This window comes from Vibrio sp. 10N.222.55.C6, from assembly GCF_041473395.1.
Classification (GTDB): Bacteria; Pseudomonadota; Gammaproteobacteria; order Enterobacterales; family Vibrionaceae; genus Vibrio; species Vibrio crassostreae_C.
The window spans coordinates 41068-59285 of record NZ_JBFRSD010000002.1 but is presented as its reverse complement, the minus strand read 5'-3'; the positions used below and the strand labels follow the sequence as shown (position 1 = coordinate 59285).

The 18218-nt window shown below is 45.1% G+C and carries 15 protein-coding genes; 1 reads left to right on the top strand and 14 read right to left on the bottom strand.

Going from position 1 to position 18218, the window contains the following annotated elements:
• Nucleotides 1-61: 61 nt before the first annotated feature.
• The 7 genes from recR to AB4486_RS02000 form a co-directional block, all read right to left on the bottom strand.
• On the bottom strand, nt 62-661 hold the full coding sequence (recR, locus tag AB4486_RS02030; protein ID WP_019823189.1) for a recombination mediator RecR: 600 nt from the start codon (nt 659-661) through the stop codon (nt 62-64).
• A gap of 78 nt (nt 662-739) precedes the next feature.
• On the bottom strand, nt 740-1069 hold the full coding sequence (locus tag AB4486_RS02025) for a YbaB/EbfC family nucleoid-associated protein (protein ID WP_017062338.1): 330 nt from the start codon (nt 1067-1069) through the stop codon (nt 740-742).
• Nucleotides 1070-1221: 152 nt separating this feature from the next.
• The gene (dnaX, locus tag AB4486_RS02020) at nt 1222-3438 is read right to left on the bottom strand and encodes a DNA polymerase III subunit gamma/tau (protein WP_372116373.1); all 2217 of its coding nucleotides are present in this window, start codon (nt 3436-3438) and stop codon (nt 1222-1224) included.
• Nucleotides 3439-3456: 18 nt separating this feature from the next.
• On the bottom strand, nt 3457-4002 hold the full coding sequence (gene apt / locus AB4486_RS02015; protein ID WP_017062340.1) for an adenine phosphoribosyltransferase: 546 nt from the start codon (nt 4000-4002) through the stop codon (nt 3457-3459).
• 161 nt (nt 4003-4163) lie between these two features.
• Nucleotides 4164-4535 carry a YbaN family protein gene (locus tag AB4486_RS02010; protein ID WP_029225617.1) on the bottom strand — a complete coding sequence of 124 codons (372 nt, stop codon included), beginning with the start codon at nt 4533-4535 and terminating at the stop codon, nt 4164-4166.
• Nucleotides 4536-4609: 74 nt separating this feature from the next.
• A complete protein-coding gene (locus AB4486_RS02005) occupies nt 4610-4747 on the bottom strand; it encodes a hypothetical protein (RefSeq protein WP_017067606.1) in 138 nt (45 codons plus the stop codon).
• Nucleotides 4748-4895: 148 nt separating this feature from the next.
• Nucleotides 4896-5999: a response regulator gene (locus AB4486_RS02000; RefSeq protein WP_102428821.1), complete on the bottom strand. Its 1104-nt coding sequence runs from the start codon at nt 5997-5999 to the stop codon at nt 4896-4898.
• A 228-nt stretch (nt 6000-6227) separates the two neighbouring features.
• On the opposite strand from AB4486_RS02000, the gene AB4486_RS01995 reads away from it, so the two are divergent.
• A complete protein-coding gene (locus AB4486_RS01995; RefSeq protein WP_371725110.1) occupies nt 6228-7103 on the top strand; it encodes a LysR family transcriptional regulator in 876 nt (291 codons plus the stop codon).
• A gap of 100 nt (nt 7104-7203) precedes the next feature.
• Here the strand turns inward: AB4486_RS01995 and purF are convergent, their stop codons facing one another.
• The 7 genes from purF to AB4486_RS01960 all read right to left on the bottom strand — a co-directional run bounded on the left by purF (nt 7204) and on the right by AB4486_RS01960 (nt 18081).
• On the bottom strand, nt 7204-8718 hold the full coding sequence (gene purF, locus AB4486_RS01990) for an amidophosphoribosyltransferase (protein WP_017062345.1): 1515 nt from the start codon (nt 8716-8718) through the stop codon (nt 7204-7206).
• A gap of 34 nt (nt 8719-8752) precedes the next feature.
• On the bottom strand, nt 8753-9244 hold the full coding sequence (locus AB4486_RS01985) for a CvpA family protein (RefSeq protein WP_009848678.1): 492 nt from the start codon (nt 9242-9244) through the stop codon (nt 8753-8755).
• Between the two features lie 61 nt (nt 9245-9305).
• Nucleotides 9306-9881: an SPOR domain-containing protein gene (locus tag AB4486_RS01980; protein ID WP_017063432.1), complete on the bottom strand. Its 576-nt coding sequence runs from the start codon at nt 9879-9881 to the stop codon at nt 9306-9308.
• On the bottom strand, nt 9882-11144 hold the full coding sequence (folC, locus tag AB4486_RS01975; protein WP_017062347.1) for a bifunctional tetrahydrofolate synthase/dihydrofolate synthase: 1263 nt from the start codon (nt 11142-11144) through the stop codon (nt 9882-9884). It abuts the gene before it with no gap.
• Between the two features lie 42 nt (nt 11145-11186).
• Nucleotides 11187-12113, bottom strand: a complete 927-nt coding sequence (accD, locus tag AB4486_RS01970) for an acetyl-CoA carboxylase, carboxyltransferase subunit beta (RefSeq protein ID WP_017062348.1) — start codon at nt 12111-12113, stop codon at nt 11187-11189.
• A gap of 176 nt (nt 12114-12289) precedes the next feature.
• Nucleotides 12290-13084, bottom strand: coding sequence for a tRNA pseudouridine(38-40) synthase TruA (gene truA, locus AB4486_RS01965; RefSeq protein ID WP_004734161.1), 795 nt, complete (start codon nt 13082-13084; stop codon nt 12290-12292).
• 194 nt (nt 13085-13278) lie between these two features.
• Nucleotides 13279-18081: a FimV/HubP family polar landmark protein gene (locus AB4486_RS01960; protein ID WP_372116371.1), complete on the bottom strand. Its 4803-nt coding sequence runs from the start codon at nt 18079-18081 to the stop codon at nt 13279-13281.
• Nucleotides 18082-18218: the final 137 nt, after the last annotated feature.

Sequence of the window (18218 nt, the reverse complement as noted above, 5' to 3'; positions counted from 1 at the left end):
GAAAAACGTCTAAAGCAATAAAAGAAAAAGCCGCTTAGTGATACTTCACCAAGCGGCTTTTTTAGATCTTATGACGACCGAGTAAGGAGTGCGAAAGCGTGGTGCCATCCACCAGCTCTAGCTCACCACCAACGGGAACACCATGAGCGATACGGCTAGCGTTCACTTCATGGGCATTACATAGCTCAGCAATGTAGTGCGCTGTCGCTTCCCCTTCAACTGTTGGGTTAGTCGCTAGGATTACTTCAGAGATATCACCACGACGCAGGCGGTAGTCCAAAACATCGAGACCGATGTCACTTGGACCAATACCATCAAGTGGTGAAAGGTGGCCCATCAATACAAAGTAACGGCCTGAATATTGGCCAGTCGCTTCTATTGCTGCAATGTCTGCAGGGCTTTCTACTACACAGATTTGACCATTTTCCTGACGTTTAGGATTGGTACAAATGTGGCAAGTATCTTCTTCAGTAAAAGTACGGCACTCATTACAGTGACCAATTTCGGTCATTGCTTGGCTAAGAGCTTCAGCCAATTGTAGGCCGCCTTTTCTATCGCGCTGTAACAAATGAAAGGCCATACGCTGCGCCGACTTGGGGCCAACCCCAGGTAGACAACGTAAGGCCTCCATCAAATGCTCCAGCATATGACTGGTACGCATATTTAACCGTTCTAATGTTCAAGTAATAGCCTGTTCAACACAAACCACCACCTGAATTAACCTTTAAGAATAAGTTACTTAGAAAGGCATCTTCATACCTGGTGGAAGTTGCATTCCGCCAGTTACGCTAGCCATTTTCTCTTTTTGAGTTTCTTCAACGCGACGAGCCGCATCGTTGAAAGCAGCAGCGATAAGATCTTCAAGCATCTCTTTATCGTCTTCCATTAGGCTTTCATCGATATCAACACGGCGAACGCTGTGGCTACCAGTGATCGTTACTTTTACAAGGCCAGCACCTGACTCACCTGTAACTTCCATATTTGCGATTTCTTCTTGAAGCTTTTGCATGCGCTCTTGCATTTGCTGGGCTTGCTTCATCATGTTGCCCATACCGCCTTTACCAAACATGTTAATACTCTCTGGTCTAATTGGTTTATTAAAATTAATTAAGCTATACGAGCTTAAATGGGGGTTAAAACAGTGTGATTCAACCCCTCGATGTTCAGTTCTCAGATTTGCTTATCTGGGATGATATACCGGTCACTAAACAAGAAAACGTTCTAGATAGGACGAACGCTGTCTCTGTCGAGTTCAGCGGCAAAACGTCTTTCAATGAACTGTACGTTGGCATCGTTTTCTAAAGCGGTAAACGCGTCTTTCAACTTACCTTGGTACAACCTTTCTCGTAATTCTAGCGGCGTTTCTCCACCATCACCGATTTCAACACTCAAATGACACTCTTCTCCAAGCACAGTATTGAGAGACTGCAATAATTCACTCTGTGCACGGTCCGTATTCAAGTGAGCTTGGCTCGCTCTTAACGTTAAAGTGATTGATGTGTCGTTTTTAGCAAACACTGAGTTCAATGCTAACTGTTCAACAAGCTTGGCTGTCTCTAGCTTTTGAATCGTGGCGGACCATTCATCTTGAGCAATCGACTCTTGAAGCAATTTGTCGACCATTTCTGGTGTCTTAATATGCTCTAACGCACGCTTGATCTGAGTAGGTGTAAGCTCTTTGCTCACCTCTTTCACTACAGGTTTAGACGGTTTCCAGCGATAAGGTTCATTATCGTTGGTCACATTTTCTGTCGAAGAGGCTGATAAAGAAGCTGGCGACACCCGCTCAGAACCACCGTGTTGCTGAGCAACTCGATCAAGAACTGAAGTTTTAGCTGGTGTCGCTTTAGCCTTTTTTGGCGCCGAGCCTTTGTTTTCTGTTGCCGAACTGCCTCTACGTTGAGAACGTAATTGGTGGCGTAAACCACTCATAGGCGAAGTTGCACGCGCTGGCTGCTCTTGCGGAGCAGAAGGTGCAGCGCTTGGCTGTTGAACCGGACTCTGGTTTTGATAATTCGTTTGTTGCTGCTGAGGCTGCTCTGCACCGTAGCTTGGACGCTCATCATAAGCAGGAGGCGCGTCATACTGGCTATGCGGGTAATCCTGCTCAGGATAACCTTGGTTGCCTGAATGTTCAGCGTAACCTTGCGAATCTGAATACTGTGCTGGAGTCTGTTGCACGGGTGGTGGCTGCATAGCTTGCTGTTGAGGCGCCTGTTGTTGCATCTGAGGCTGTCTCGGAGCTGCCATTGGCGCAGGTTGACTCACTGACTGAGCAACGTTCTGAGCTTGAGCTGCTGGAACTGGCGCTGGGCTTGCCAACTGAGTCGAGATTGCCGTAGCAACCGCTTGTTCAGCTGGTCTAAATGCCAACATGCGTAAAACCACCATCTCAATACCAACGCGAGCGGTTGGCGACAATGGTAAGTCTTCACGACCTTTCAATACGATCTGGTAGTAGAGTTGAATGTCTTGTGGGCTAAGCGCTTTGCTCAGTAGTTCAAGCTTCTCAGCGTCAGGCTGTGCCTTATCTAGTGTGGATGGCAAAGCTTGGAACATCGCAAGACGATGCAGTTGAGTCGCAAGCTGATTCAGCAAACCATCCCACTCGACACCGTTCTCAGCAAGGCTTTGGATACACGCCATCGCTTGCTGTGGCTGCTTACTGCTAATCGCTTCAAGCAAGTGGATAGCTTGGTCGGTATCCAGTGTTCCGAGCATGTGAGCAACAGTATCTGTTACGACATTGCCATTACCCAATGCGATAGCTTGGTCTGTAAGGCTTAGCGCATCACGCATACTGCCATCAGCAGCATGAGCAATCATTCCAAGCGCACGAGATTCAGACGTCACATCTTCTTGTTCAAGAATATGATCGAGCTGCTCGTGAATATTATCAACGCTGATCGGCTTAAGATGGAACTGCAAACAACGCGACAAGATCGTTACTGGAAGCTTCTGTGGATCCGTTGTTGCGAGCAAGAATTTCACATACTCAGGCGGCTCTTCTAAGGTCTTTAGAAGCGCATTAAAGCTGTGCCTAGAAAGCATGTGGACTTCATCGATTAGGTAAACCTTGAAGCGACCACGTGCAGGCTTGTACTGAACATTGTCCAGAAGCTCGCGGGTATCTTCTACCTTAGTTCGTGATGCCGCATCGATCTCGAGCAGGTCAACAAAGCGACCTTCATCGATTTCTTTACAGGTTGCACATTCACCACAAGGTGTTGAGGTAATGCCTGTTTCACAGTTGAGTCCCTTAGCAAACAAACGACCGATGGTTGTTTTACCAACACCTCGTGTACCGCTGAACAGGTATGCGTGGTGCAACCTATTCTGGCTAAGGGCATTCTCTAATGCTGTTAAAACATGGGCTTGACCAACCACTTCTTTGAATTTGGTTGGTCGCCATTTTCGCGCTAACGCAAGATAGCTCATGAATAATTCCGAAAAGGATTAGTGACCGTCGAATTCGCAGATGCTAAACACTTCTAGACCTAAGCCTTGTAAGCGCTTGTCACCACCGATTTCTGGAAGGTTAATAACAAATGCAGCGTGTTCTACCACACCACCAAGCTGACGAATCAACTTTGTTGTTGCTTCAATCGTACCGCCCGTTGCTAGCAAATCATCAACCATCAACACTTTATCGCCTTCAACGATAGCATCAGTATGGATTTCTAGAGTGTCGGTGCCGTACTCAAGCTCATAAGATTGTGCCACAGTTTGACGAGGCAGCTTGCCCGGCTTACGAACAGGAATGAAGCCAACACCTAGCTCAAGTGCCAAAGGCGCACCAAATAGGAAACCACGAGCTTCAGTACCAACGATCTTAGTAAAGCCCATGTCCTTGTATGTTTCCGCTAGCAGGTCGATAGTCGCTTTGTAAGCTACTGGATCTTCCATCAAGCTTGTTACGTCACGGAACAAAATACCCGCTTTAGGGTAATCAGGAATGCTTTTGATGCTTGCTTTGATCAGAGAGATTTTTTCTGTGTTCATAATCTTATGCACTTCATTAGGCCGCTTTCCAAACTCTCGTTAACGAATCAAACATCAACGCTCGGAATTAAGGAAAGGTACGATTGGTATTCATTGCAACGAGAGTCATAACTCTGATTGCTGAAATAATAAACGCCCGCTATACAAGCAGGCACACTGGCTTAATGGTAGTGATTTTCTTTGCTGTCAGCAACCAACTCATGGGTTGGAAGTCGCATAAACCATGTGAGAAGAATAACAAGTACACAAATTAGGAAAGCCTTGACCCAAATGATAGGGGCAAAGTAGATGGATAACGCAAAACTCAACAAGATAAAGAATACGCCACGCGTTTTAACTTGTTTGGTGACGGCACCGTGTTGATACCAATTGTTCAGCAAAGGACCCAGCGTTTTGTGCTCATGCATCCATTTATGAACTTTCGGATTGCTTCGCATGAAGCATGCGCTGGCAAGAAGGAGAAAAGGAGTGGTTGGCAGAACGGGCAAAACTATCCCTAGAACTGCGAGAAATATACAAAGGCCACCAGCAATATTGAGGCTTAAAACTCGAACGCTAATTGTGGCCTCCTTGAGTTAGCTATCACCAATCGGCAACGACAGCTTAACTAGAATGTTGCGTAACCATTGAATACACGGATCAACGTAAGTGTTGCTGGTAGCAATGGAATCATTAAAAATGCGGCTAAAAATCCTAAAAAGTAGAATACATTAAACGGGTCTTGAAAGTCTTTGTTATCTGCCATGATTGCTTCTTGTTTTTGTTAGTGAAGGTAAGTATCCGGCGAACCAAACCCGCTTTGCTAAATCGACATTTAACAAAAAAGGCATAGCCACACCATTTGCGCAACTATACCTTAATCAATTATTCACAAAAACCGAGGAAATATAGGGTTAATCAGTAGACCCTTGGTGTATGTCTAAACTAAAACTTGCCGCTCCAAGTAGGCTCAACGACAGTTGGCAGCCCTGTTCGATCGGAAGGTCCCGCGTAATAAAGTTCTTCTTGCAGTTCTCACCCAAGCGCTCACCTGCTGCAATATATTGATTCAATTCACCATTCGACCATTGCCCGTCTAGACCCGCAGGCAAAATGGAGATGGTTCCCTCGGCAAGGTCAGCAACACCAAACAAGGCATTCACTGGGGTGGAGCATTTAGAGCAACGAATCCCCTTCTCTAAGATTTCAGCAATATCTTTGAGATCAACATTAAAATCTTTTCTGTTTCTTATGTAATCGTGGAACAGCGCTCTCACTAACAATGTTGTCGCGGAGCCGCCATTATCAGACGACGATGAATCAACGAGGTAAAAAGCAAACTGCCCGTTCATCATCCACGCATAGTCAAAGACAAGTGGCATCATCTCTGTTGATTGCAGTAACCGGTAACTGCAACGCCATGAGCCTTGTCGCGTATCTTTCTCTGGAAGCAGCGCATGCAGTAAGTCTTTTGCTGCGCTTGGGTTATCTTGAAGGTAATTCAGGTGCCAATGCAGTTCTTGGTCTTCAGGGATCTCTCCCCCATCATCCACACAGAACCATTGGCTCGAAAAATCTCGTTGGTCTGAAATGTTATCGAACGAATCTGTCAATGTATTCGCAATCGCACTTCCTAGGTGACGGTGATCCTCTAACGGCTTCGCCAAGAAGTCTTTAATACCAAATCGCAAGGCTTTCGCCACGTCAGACATATCATCAGTGCCAGACACAACGATCATAGGCAGTGACGGGTACTCTAAACTGAGCTCTTCCACAAGCTCTATGCCATCAAGTATTGGCATTGATAAGTCACACACAATTAAATCTGGCGTTGAGTCTCTAAGTTTCTGCAAAGCGTCCAGTCCATTTTCAGCCTCAACCACTTTATAACCGACCTTGTCTAGGTACGCGCTGGTTATACGGCGAAAAATAGGATCATCATCAACCAACATCACGCATTTTTGGTTAATTACTTCCTGAGCCGAGGTCATTACTGGCTGACTGTGAGTTTTGTACATAATCTATAACCTCACAAAACTAAGTCGAATTATTATTGTTATCTGTTCTAAGAACTAATATAAAACTTAGTAATAAAATGCTAAATACACAAATTTGCACTCTTTACTGGTAATTCGTGACGAGGGTTGGAATACTTGTAAATAGTGCAACGAGTTGACGTAACGCAAACATTGATCTCACTGTTACGTATAAATTAGATGAGATTGTAAACAAATGTGTCTGGATTTATGAAATTAGATGATTTAAACCTCTTTCGACTCGTCGTTGAAAATGGGAGCTACACCGCAACATCGCGCAAGACTATGATTCCGGTTGCGACCATCACACGACGCATCCAAGCCTTAGAAGATTCTTTGAACCTTAGGCTTCTCAATAGACACGCGCGTAAACTTTCTTTAACAGAGGCAGGCGAACGTTTCTTCAATGAATGCTCTCCGCTGTTGCAACGTCTCTCTTCTACTGCAGAAGAGTTAACTGACGTGTGCAAAGGCGCTTCCGGTAAGATTCGTATTACGGCACCCTCAAACCTGACCAAGCGCATGATGATGCCAATGTTCAGTGAATTCATGATTCAATACCCTGATATCAATATTGAGCTGATGATGAACAACCAAGCGGATCAGCTGGATCCAACGGAGTGGGACGTAATTTTCCGAGTCGGCCCTCAGCGTGATTCAAGCCTAATCGCTCGAAAAATCAGTGAAGTCAAAGATATTCTTATCGCGAGCCCTGAGTACTTAACGAAGAACCCAGCTCCAAGCCATGCTGAAGAGCTAGCGAACCATTCGCTACTCAAAGGCTACCCGCTGATTAAGTGGCAGCTGAGTAATTCGAATGAAGAGACGGTGGTGAATAGCGAGAAAGGCCGTTTCAACGCCAATGCGCTTAATGTCGTAAGACAAGCGTGCTCAGAAGGCCTAGGTATCACCCTGATGCCTGACGTGATGATTCGTGAATACATTGAAGATGGCAGCTTAGTGCAAGTCTTAGAAGACTGGAGCGCTAACCCTCGTGATATTTACATGCTTTATAACCACAAAGACCATCTACCAGAGAAAGTGAGATTGTTTATTGATTTTGTGATCGCATACCACATTCATTAAGGTCAATCCCCTTCTCTATAAACAAAAAACCAGAGCCGATGCTCTGGTTTTTTATTTTCTGTATCGCTAGCGAAACTCTGTATGACTAACGAAACGCTAGTTAAGCGCCTTCGTTATGTAACTCTAAGTTAGCAAGATCTTGTTGAATCTCACGCTGAACCTTTGAGTCGTCATTACGCAAAGAGTCTAGGAAATCTAGGTACACTTGGTCGATATCGCCCGTTACATACTCGCCGTTAAATACAGAAGTATCAAAACGAGAGATGTCTTGATTGCCCATGCCCACTGCAGAAATCAGATCTGGTAGCGTTTGGAAAATCAAGGCGTCTGCGCCAATCTGCTTACAAATCGTTTCGTTATCACGACCATGAGCAATCAACTCTGTCGCGCTCGGCATATCAATGCCGTAAACGTTAGGGAAGCGAACCTCTGGAGCAGCTGAAACCATGAAGACCTTATTTGCGCCAGAATCACGAGCCATCTCAATGATCTGCTCTGATGTTGTGCCGCGAACGATAGAATCGTCAACCAGAAGAACGTTCTTACCTTTAAACTCAGAGCGAATTGCGTTGAGCTTACGGCGAACCGACTTCTTACGTTGTTGCTGACCTGGCATGATGAATGTGCGGCCAACATAGCGGTTTTTCACGAAACCTTGACGGTATGGCTTATTGATCGCTTGAGCGATTCGTAGCGCAATATCGTTTGATGTTTCAGGGATTGGAATAACTACATCAATGTCTAAGTCTGCGTACTCTTCTTTAATACGCATACCAAGCATCTCACCCATCTCAACGCGTGCGCTGTAAACCGAGATTTTGTCGATGAATGAATCTGGGCGTGCAAAGTATACAAACTCAAAGATACATGGGTTCAGTTGTGGGTTGTCTGCACATTGCTTAGTGAAAAGCTCACCGTCGAACGTTGCGTAGATAGCTTCACCTGGCGCTACGTCGCGCATGAAGTCGAAACCAACAGCATCGAGTGCTACCGATTCAGACGCAACCATGTACTCTGTTTTACCTTGAACTTCACGCTTACCAAGACACAGTGGACGAATACCATGTGGGTCACGGAATGCGATCATACCGTGGCCGATGATCATCGCCGTTACGGCGTAAGCACCACGAATTGTACGGTGCACATTTGCCACAGCGCGGAAAACGTCATCTGAAGTTACGTTACCTTTAACGGTATCGATCTCATGAGCTAATACGTTCAGTAGAACTTCAGAGTCAGAGGTTGTGTTTACATGACGACGGTCTTTTTCGAACAACTTCTCACGAACTTCGTTTGCGTTCGTCAGGTTACCGTTGTGCGCCAACGTAATGCCAAAAGGAGAGTTTACGTAGAAAGGCTGAGCTTCAGACGCACTTGAACTACCCGCAGTAGGATAACGAACATGGCCAATACCAACTTCACCTTGTAGGCGCTGCATGTGTTTTGCTTCAAAAACATCTTTTACTAAACCGTTCGCCTTACGCAGACGGAAACGATTGCTTTCTATGGTACAAATACCAGCGGCATCTTGGCCACGATGCTGCAATACCGTTAAAGCGTCATAAATAGACTGGTTTACAGGTGTTGAACCCACGATTCCAACAATACCACACATGTCCTAATCCTCGATTTTTCGACATTAACTGGCGCTAGAGCGCGCCAGATAAGAAACTAGATGTTGCTTGTAAATGCTCGAAGAACGGCGCAATGATTCGACTAAATTCTGGAACCAATTGCGAATTCTTCCACCACTCAGAACTTGGGAATGCAGTAAACGCATCCATGAAAAACAACACTGCAGAAACAATCAAAACACCACGTAAGCCACCAAAGACGACACCGAGGATTCTGTCTGTACCTGACAGGCCTGTTTTCTGAACTAGTTGACCGATGACATAGTTAACTAAGGCACCCACAACTAACGTTGCAACAAACAATGCTGCTATCGCAGTTCCGTTTCGAAACATCTCATCTTCGATATTGGTGAAGTACATCGCTAATTTAGCGTAGTACTGGCTAGCAATAAAAAATGCTCCAAACCAAATAACGAGTGACAAGGCTTCTTTAGCGAAACCACGAACTAAACTGATCACGGCAGAGAAGCCGATCACGCCTAAAATGACAAAATCTAACCAATTCATGAATTCTTCATCTTAAGTTGGCGCGCATTTTAACAGAAAAAATGCTGACGCAAACGTTTTCTTATGGATTTAACGGTTTAAATTTGAGCAACTGGCCTTTTGAACCCGTAATTTTTTCTAATTCCTTAATTTGTCGCTCAAGTTTGGATTTAGAGACATCCGGGCCAATAATTACTCGCGTAAAAGTTTTTTCTTGCTTGGTGTGAGCCTGATAACCGCGCTTTTGCAGATCCTTAACAACGTTTTTTGCGTTGTCAGCATTCTTCAAAGCCATCAATTGAATAATCCAAGCACTGTCTTGGTATTCATTTTTTTCAGGTACCGGCTTAACCACAACTGCCACTTTGTCTGCTTCTTTATCATTAGAAGAAGACGCGGTTTGCGTGTTTGAATTATCAGTACGACCACTTTCAACCACTTGCTCAACCGGAGAATCCGGTAGCGCTATCTGATCTTCAACGGGATCGAGTACTTCAAACACTTCAACATTACTATCAAGCTCAGGCTTAATTGGAATGCTTGCAAACTCTTCTTTGTAGTGGAGCTTCTTACCATCTAGTACATCGGGCAATACAATCACGCCAATGGCCACTAAAATGATGGTGCCGACTAACCGGCTTTGGAATTTACTTGCCATTTAGTTTCCTTTTTTCTGCCAATGCTCCAACACTTCACCCACTGTATGGAAAGAACCGACAACCAACACAACATCGTCACCTTTAACAGAAGCTAAAGCCGCTTCAAACGCTACAACAGGGTTTGAATACCGCTCTACACCTTCAGGTAAGCTTTGACACAATTCAGCGGCTGTTGCGGCTCGTGGGCCGTTCAGCGAAGCTGGGTACCAATGTGTTGTTATTGGAGCTAATACTTCCAATGTCGCGGGGATATCTTTGTCATGAAGCATGGCGACTACAACGTGTAAATTTTTGCCTGCATACTTCTTCGCGACTTGCTGCGCAAAGTACTCAGCAGAATGCGGGTTGTGTGCTACATCAAGCACAATCACCGGTTGTTCGCTAATTTGCTGCATACGCCCAGGAAGCTGCGCATTCTTCATGCCGTTAACCACGTTCACGTCGCTAATACTAAGCTCTGATGTGCCCAATGCCATCAACGCTGTTGCAGCGTTAGGTAACGGCAGGCTTGGAATAGGTAGCGATTCTAGTTGGAATGCACCACTGCGCCAGTTCCACGTATCACCGTCAACATCATAAGTGTATTGAATACCGACTTGGTAGAACTCAGCCTTAATGTCATCAGCGTGCGCTGCAACCGTAGCCGGTGGCTTGGGTTGACCACAGATAGCGGGTTTACCGCTACGATAAATGCCCGCTTTCTCAAAACCAATCACATTGATGTCATCACCTAGCCAGTCAACATGGTCGACAGCCAAACTAGTAATCACAGAAACATCATGCTCAACGATATTGGTCGCGTCTAAACGCCCGCCTAAACCCACTTCTAAAAGCACAACATCAACCGCTTCAGTTTGAAATGCACGTAACGCCGCTAAAGTGCCATATTCGAAAAAACTCAGGCTGATTTCGCCACGCTCTTTCTCAATGAAATCGAAAGACTGAACCATCTTTTCATCAGATAGATCTTGGCCGTTGATACGAACACGTTCGTTATAGCGAATTAAGTGAGGAGAGCTGTAGACACCAACTGAGTAACCAGCGTCCAATAGAATCGCTTCCATCAGTGCACATGTTGAGCCTTTGCCATTGGTTCCGGCAACAGTAATAACATGTTGAGCAGGTTTGGTGAGGTTTGCCTTAGAGGCGACGGCCTGAACTCGGTCTAATCCAAGATCAATAGCGCTTGTGTGGATGTTTGATAAATAATCAAGCCACATCTCCAAAGAGGATGTGGCTTGAGGAATAGGTTGTTGACTCATCTAACTCATAACCATAATTAAGTTGGTTTGTTAGAAGGTACTTTACCCTTTTTCTGGCGCTTCTGGTACTTCATAAGTAGCTTCATTCGGTGAATCGTTCACAGAAACTACTAATGGTGAAGGCTGGTTGGTCATTTTAGCAACAAGGCTTGCAACGCGCTGACGCATCTCACGACGGTCAACAATCATGTCGATAGCACCGTGGTCTAGTAGGAACTCACTGCGTTGGAAACCTTCAGGAAGGTCTTCACGTACCGTTTGTTCGATTACACGACGTCCAGCAAAACCGATCAGTGCTTTTGGTTCACCAATATTGATATCGCCAAGCATTGCCAAACTTGCAGAAACACCACCCATTGTTGGATCAGTCATAACTGAAACAAACGGTAGGCCTTTCGCAGATAAACGCTCAAGCGCAGCACTGGTTTTCGCCATTTGCATTAGAGACATCAATGCCTCTTGCATACGAGCACCACCACTTGCAGAGAAACACACTAAACCACAGTTGTTCTCGATAGCAGCATCTACCGCTTTCACGAAACGAGCACCAACAACAGAACCCATTGAGCCGCCCATGAATGAGAATTCAAAAGCACACGCTACGATAGGTAAACCCAATAGTTCGCCTTTCATTGCAACTAATGCGTCTGTTTCACCACTGTTCTTTTGAGCAGCAGAGATACGTTCTTTGTAACGCTTAGAGTCTTTAAACTTCAGCTTGTCTTGTGGCTCAAGATCAGCACCTAGTTCAACACGCTCACCTTTGTCTAGGAATGTATCCAGACGACGACGTGCTTTCATGCGCATGTGATGGTCACATTTTGGACATACTTCTAGGTTACGCTCTAGTTCAGCATGGTACAGAACCTGCTCACAAGAAGTACATTTCGTCCAAACACCCTCAGGGATAGACGCTTTACGAGATGTTACGATGTTGCTTTTTTCTAAAATCTTTTCAAGCCAACTCATGGAAGACCTTTTTGTTTCGATTCTTCCGCTTGATTGCGAAAGAAATAAATTTGGGAATTATGCGTGGGAATTAAAGCACATAAAACAGCGACTGTAGATAAAAAACTGGTTGTACCTATTTTCTGGGACTATCTTACGCACTAAACCGTAATAATTTTTGAACCTAAGTCTCACATTTAGTTCAAATTATCCGGTAAAAATAGAGGACCAATTGGCTCTCGTGGTAGCTCAAAATGTTCAGGATAATCAACATCCACCAGATACAAACCTTCCGCTTTTGCAGTTGCGCCGGCTACTTTTCGATCTTTAGCTTCTAAAAGCCACTGGATCCACTCTGGTTTCTGCTCACCTTTACCTACGGCAATAAGGCTACCCGTAATATTCCTCACCATGTGGTGAACAAACGCATTCGCTTTAATATCGATCACAATGTAGTGTCCATGACGAGTCACGTTCAAGTGAATCATGTTTCTCCATGGGCTACGAGATTGACAGTGTGTTGCCCTGAACGAAGTGAAGTCATTCTCACCAAGTAAGTACTGACCCGCTTCATGCATTTTTTTCTCATCAAGATGACCATGATAATGGCTCACACCTGAATTCAAAATGCCTGGGCGTAGTGCATGGTTAAAGATAATGTAGCGATAACGGCGGGCAGTAGCCGAGAAGCGAGCATGGAAATCCTCATTCACTTCTGTCGCCCAACGAACCGCAATATCTTTTGGCATGTTGGCATTCGCGCCCATTGTCCATGCCACCATTTTACGATCGACATTAGTTTCAAAGTGAACGACTTGTCCCGTACCGTGAACACCGGCATCTGTACGACCTGCGCACATAACTTCTACAGGGTGATTCGCGACAACTGAAAGAGCCTTTTCCAATTCTTCTTGGACACTTTTCACGTCTCGTTGGCGCTGCCAACCAAAGTAGTGGGTACCGTTATATTCAATACCTAAAGCAATTTTCATGTTCTTGTTCTCTTTGAAAATGGGCGAGAATTATATACGGAAATCAGTGCTAGCCCAAATAGGATGGGGCTAAAACTTCAATAAACAATCAGCATCGACCGAGACGATGCTGTTGAAAAACCAAATAAAACGATAGCGCTCTGTATCGCCTTAAAATAAAGGGTAGCCAACGCTACCCTTTCTGATTTGTAAATTTATCGACCGTTTAACGTATCGATAAGATTTTTTGCCTCTCGACGAATATCATCGCTGCCGTCAACGATTGCCTCTTCTAGAAGCTTAATTGCCCCTTGCGAGTCACTCATCTCGATGTAGATTTTGGCCAAATCAAGCTTACCCGCAGCTTCTGCATTGCTGTCGACATCATAATTGCCAATATCACCGATAACATCAGGGAATTCGTTAAGACCCACATCCAGTTTAAGCTCTTCATCGTCTGGATTAATGACTTCTTCACCTTCTTGCTCGACTTGAGCCATTAGCTCATCAATCGTCATGTACTGCTTATCACGACTGTTGCCTGATTCGGTTAGATTGTCTTGTTCAGCCCAATTCTCTTCTTTGATTTTCGGTTCAGCTTGCTGTTCAGCCGATGCCCAAATCTCTTGTTGGTCATCAGGCACATCATTATGCATGCTCGATTGTTGTTCTGGCGCTAGGTTAAAGCCTTTCCAGTCTTCGCCGCCGACTTCAAGCATGGCGTCAATATCTAACCCTGCGCTATCAATCGAAGTTGCGTCCAATGGCTTATCGAACATGTTGTCGACAGAGTCTTGAACATCTTCAGAAAGCAACTCAGCTAATGCTGTCTCATCAAAGTCATCAAAGCCTTCTAGTGGCTCGTCTTGAACCGCTGCAGGCGTTGAGTTTGGCTCTGAAGCCGCACTCAGTGATTGTTCTGGCTGTGCAAAACCAGCCGGTTCAGAGTCTTCAGCATTCGAGAAATCATCAGCCTGACTATAGCTCTGCGGATTTGAGAACAGATCATGCAACGCATCTTGCTCTTCGCCTTGTGGGCTGAAAGAAGTCAGTGGTGTTGGCTTCTCAGCAAACGCATCAGAGATGGCTTCATCTTCACCATATTCCGGTAAATCAAACTCATCGAACTCTACGCCTTGGGCTTCCGCCACCGGCTCGGCATTGCTTTGCTCAATATCATCTAAAACAGAGTCTGCTTTTGCGCTTTCTTCATCGTACTCCGGAAGATCAAGGTCATCGAACTCGAACTTCTCTGTGTCAGGCGCTAAGTCTTGCTCTAACTGTGCTTCATCTGGTTCACTCACCACTTCCGCTAACGCATCGTCTTCACCAAACTCTGGTAGTTCGAAGTCATCAAGCGAGAATTCTTCTTCGCTTTCTGGTTTCGCAGTTTCAACTTGTGGTGCAGCATCTAACTGAGGCTCAGCGGTAGGTTGCGATTCAACACTTGATTGAGAGTCTATAGCAGGCGTTGCTGGCTCTGTTGTTGATTCAGCATCAGCTTCCGCTAGTGCGTCTTCTTCACTAAACTCTGGTAAGTCGAAATCATCAAACGAGAACTCTTCGTCGTCTTGCTCTTTAGCTTGAGCTTGAGGCTCAACAGCAGGCAATACTGATTCTGTTGTTGATTCAGCATCAGCTTCCGCTAGTGCATCTTCTTCACCAAACTCTGGTAGCTCGAAGTCGTCAAACGAGAATTCTTCTTCGCCTTCTTGTCCTAGAACTTCAGCTTGTTCTGCTACTTCCGCTTGTGGTGTAGCTTCAACTTTCGGTTCAGCGACAGGTGTCACTAGCTCTGGTGTTACGTCAGTTTCCGCTAATGCTTCTGGTTCAGACGCCTCATCTTCAATCAGCCAATCATCGTCTTCTGGCACACCAAATTCATTTGGAATGATCTCTGGCATGTTTGCAGCACGAACTGGCTCTGGCTCTGGCTCTGGCTCTGGCTCTGGCTCTGGCTCTGGCTCTGGCAAGGATTCCACGACATCTTCAAGCTGATCGCTACCTTGGATTTTCGGTTCAAAGTCAAAATCAGAGGTAACGTTAGCTGGCGACTCTACATCGTCGATAGCCTCAGCTAGCCAGTCTTCAACCGTCTCTTCATCATCTTCAGAGATATCATTTAAAGAGGATGGCGAAGCTTGCTCTTGTACGTCGGCTTCTTTCGGCTCTGGTTCTTGTTGTGCGGTTTCTTCTTTAACTCGCACTTCAAAATCTGGTTTGTCAAAATCAGAATTCTCAGATAACAGCGAGTCGATATCCAATTTATCATCTTCCACCGATGATGCGGTTTCTTGCGCTGATACTTCGTTGCTGTTTGAAAGAGGCGCTTGCTCTGATTCAACCGTATTTTCAATTGATGGTTCAACAGGCTCTTCTATTGCTGACAACAAATCATTGTCATCAGAAGTCATTAACTCATCAATCAACGCTTCGTCTGTTGTTTCTAGCGAGTCATCAAGCAAAGCATCCGTTGCTGGTGCAACACCGAACAAATCATCGATAAAACCATCACGATTAAAGGCTTCATCATTTTCTGGCTTAACGTCAGCGCTGTCTTGAATCAGTTCCGAATCTAACGATTCATCAGTAACGACTTCAGGTTGTAGTGTTTCACTAATGTCCGGATCTTGCTCAGGCTCACCTTCAGAGGTTAACGGAGTAAGCTCAACGTCTGAGTCCTTTTCAGGCTCCTCATTGGCGTTGTCCAAACCAAAGGCTGCGTCTAACTCTTTATCAAACGTCTTATCTTCAGATTCAAGCTCGTCTTCAATGCCACTTGTCAGTAAGTCATCAAATGGGTCTAGAGATTCTGATTTTGATGCATCCGCTAAAAGCTCATCATCTGACAATTCACTATCAAGGAAATCATCCAATAAGTCGGTACTTTCGGCGTCGAGTTCGAAATCATCCTCGTCAGAGTCACCTATTAATTCATCCAAGGTTTCCGTGCTGTCTTCTGCGATGTTGAGGTCATCATCGGTCGATAAACCAGAAAGCTCTTCAAGCTCAGACAGAGAATCAAAGCCAAGAGGTTCGCTTTCAGACTCATCATCCGAATCGTCCCCTAGCATCTCATCAAGAAGGTCTGTCGAGTTACTTAGGTCTACGTCATCGCCTGCCAGTTGCTCATCAAGCAGATCAACGCTGTCTTGAGGTTCTTCATTTACGATGGGCTTATCGAACTGAGACAGAATGTTTTCGATATCATCATCAGACGCCAAACCACTGTTTAGGTTAGTGGCAATCTCATCGTCGCTATCGAGGTTGAAAGGGTCATTCGCTTGATCGTTCTGAGCAGCAACTTGGGCAAAGATGTCATCAATATCATCATTCGCTGTCGGTGAAGCTGGCTCAGGGGACTGTTGTTCAGAGATTAGAGCATCAATATCAAAATCGTCATTGCTCAAATCAACAGGCTTAGTCTCACTTTGTTGCTCAGAGATAAGCGCATCGATGTCAAAATCATCGCTTGCTGGTGTTTCAGTGCTAGAAGGCGAATCACTTTGCTCTTCCGAAATCAGAGCATCAATATCGAAGCTGTCGTCATCTTCGTCATCAAGAGCAAACAGATCATCTAATAAAGATTGGTCTAGCTCGTTGGAACCGAGATCTTCAGTTTCAGACTCTTGAGATAGTAAAGCTTCAATGTCATCAGCAGACATTGCGTTATCATCAGAAAGATCAAAGTCGACATCATCAGTATCGACGGCGCTTTCCGCTGTTTTGTCTAGCGCACGTTCCATCTCTTCAAGGCCAAGCGCTTTCTCTTCGCCATTAACACTAATGCCGTTGCTGCTGTCTAAATCTAGATCGTCGAAGTTGGTGTCTAAATCACCGTTTTCGCCAATGCTAGCAAATGGGTCATCGTCTTCACCATCTAGATTGAAATCGAGATCAGATTCATCTAAACCAGCAAAGACATCATCCTCTTCGGCTAGCGCTTGATCGTCAAACAGCTTGTTGGCGTCATCTTCCGTACCAAACAAGTCATCATCTAAAGACAGCTCGTTAAGGTCGTCCATCTCGTCGCCCAATGTAATAGGTGCAACGGTACTTGGTTCTGGCTGGAGCGGTTGTTCTTGAGTCGTCTGCTGTTGCTCATCATTTTTAGAACGACGGCCTAACAGCATCACAACGATCAAACCAATGAGCAGACCTGGAATAATCGCAAGAGCCGCCACTAACCAACCATTCGATAACAGTTCGTCCATGACACTTGGTGCCATCTTTTCAATTTCGGCGTTCTTTCTGCGCTCTTCATCAAGCAGCTTTTCCACTTCGCTACGAATGCGGTCTTCATCACTGAGCTCTGTTTTTAGCTCATCCACTTCCGATTGAACATTCGATAACATCAAACGAAGTTGGTGATTTTTCTCTTCAAGTGACAGCAGTTCAGTTTCTGAAAGCTCTAGCTGCTTCTCTAACTTGTTCATCTCTTGGGTTGGTGCAGATTGAGCTAGAGATGATTGAGTTGGAGACAATGGCTTTTTAGCAGTTTCAGTAGTGCTTACTTGCTTAGCAGGAGTAACATTTTTTGCATCAGAACTCGGCGCTTTGGGTTTTGAAGCGACAGGCTTACTTGCAGGAGCATCAAGCTTAGCAAGATGTGAGTTCATGATGTTGATAGCTTGCTGCGTCGAGCTTGCACGTGCTTGCTCTAAAGAAGGCACGCGTAGATTGCTCGCAGGCAGCAGGCTATGGATATTCTGGTTTTCAAACGCTTGTGGGTTTAAGCGATAAATAGCCAACAGAGTTTGTTGGACTGAAACGGAGTTATCAGGGCGTAACTTTGAGGCAATAGACCACAATGTTTCTGAGCCGCGAGTTGGACCATAGAAACGTGAAGGCTCAGCGCTATTTGATTGCGCTCTTTGAAGTGGTTCTGAAAACGTAGGCGCTGATTGTATCTGGCCATTAGGCCCTACAACTCGAATGGAATCTGCACGAACAACGGAAATCTGAGTCGCAATGATAAAGGCAAAAGGCATTAACCACGGCTTGAAAATTTGAAACATAAAAGGCTCAGCTAGGTGCTTAAATTCGGAAAAGTGATGATCTATTAAATATATCGGATAAATGACGTAAAACTATAGAGATGAAAACAAAAAATGTGTTGCAGCAACAATATTCGCAGCAATTTCACACAATTTGA

Coding starts and splice junctions, on each gene's coding strand:
- AB4486_RS02025 (WP_017062338.1), bottom strand. CDS start 1,069: ATGTTTGGTAAAGGCGGTATGGGCAACATGATGAAGCAAGCCCAGCAA.
- accD (WP_017062348.1), bottom strand. CDS start 12,113: ATGAGTTGGCTTGAAAAGATTTTAGAAAAAAGCAACATCGTAACATCT.
- recR (WP_019823189.1), bottom strand. CDS start 661: ATGCGTACCAGTCATATGCTGGAGCATTTGATGGAGGCCTTACGTTGT.
- apt (WP_017062340.1), bottom strand. CDS start 4,002: ATGAACACAGAAAAAATCTCTCTGATCAAAGCAAGCATCAAAAGCATT.
- folC (WP_017062347.1), bottom strand. CDS start 11,144: ATGAGTCAACAACCTATTCCTCAAGCCACATCCTCTTTGGAGATGTGG.
- AB4486_RS01980 (WP_017063432.1), bottom strand. CDS start 9,881: ATGGCAAGTAAATTCCAAAGCCGGTTAGTCGGCACCATCATTTTAGTG.
- truA (WP_004734161.1), bottom strand. CDS start 13,084: ATGAAAATTGCTTTAGGTATTGAATATAACGGTACCCACTACTTTGGT.
- purF (WP_017062345.1), bottom strand. CDS start 8,718: ATGTGTGGTATTGTTGGAATCGTGGGTTCAACACCTGTAAACCAGTCT.
- dnaX (WP_372116373.1), bottom strand. CDS start 3,438: ATGAGCTATCTTGCGTTAGCGCGAAAATGGCGACCAACCAAATTCAAA.
- AB4486_RS02000 (WP_102428821.1), bottom strand. CDS start 5,999: ATGTACAAAACTCACAGTCAGCCAGTAATGACCTCGGCTCAGGAAGTA.
- AB4486_RS02005 (WP_017067606.1), bottom strand. CDS start 4,747: ATGGCAGATAACAAAGACTTTCAAGACCCGTTTAATGTATTCTACTTT.
- AB4486_RS01960 (WP_372116371.1), bottom strand. CDS start 18,081: ATGTTTCAAATTTTCAAGCCGTGGTTAATGCCTTTTGCCTTTATCATT.
- AB4486_RS01995 (WP_371725110.1), top strand. CDS start 6,228: ATGAAATTAGATGATTTAAACCTCTTTCGACTCGTCGTTGAAAATGGG.
- AB4486_RS01985 (WP_009848678.1), bottom strand. CDS start 9,244: ATGAATTGGTTAGATTTTGTCATTTTAGGCGTGATCGGCTTCTCTGCC.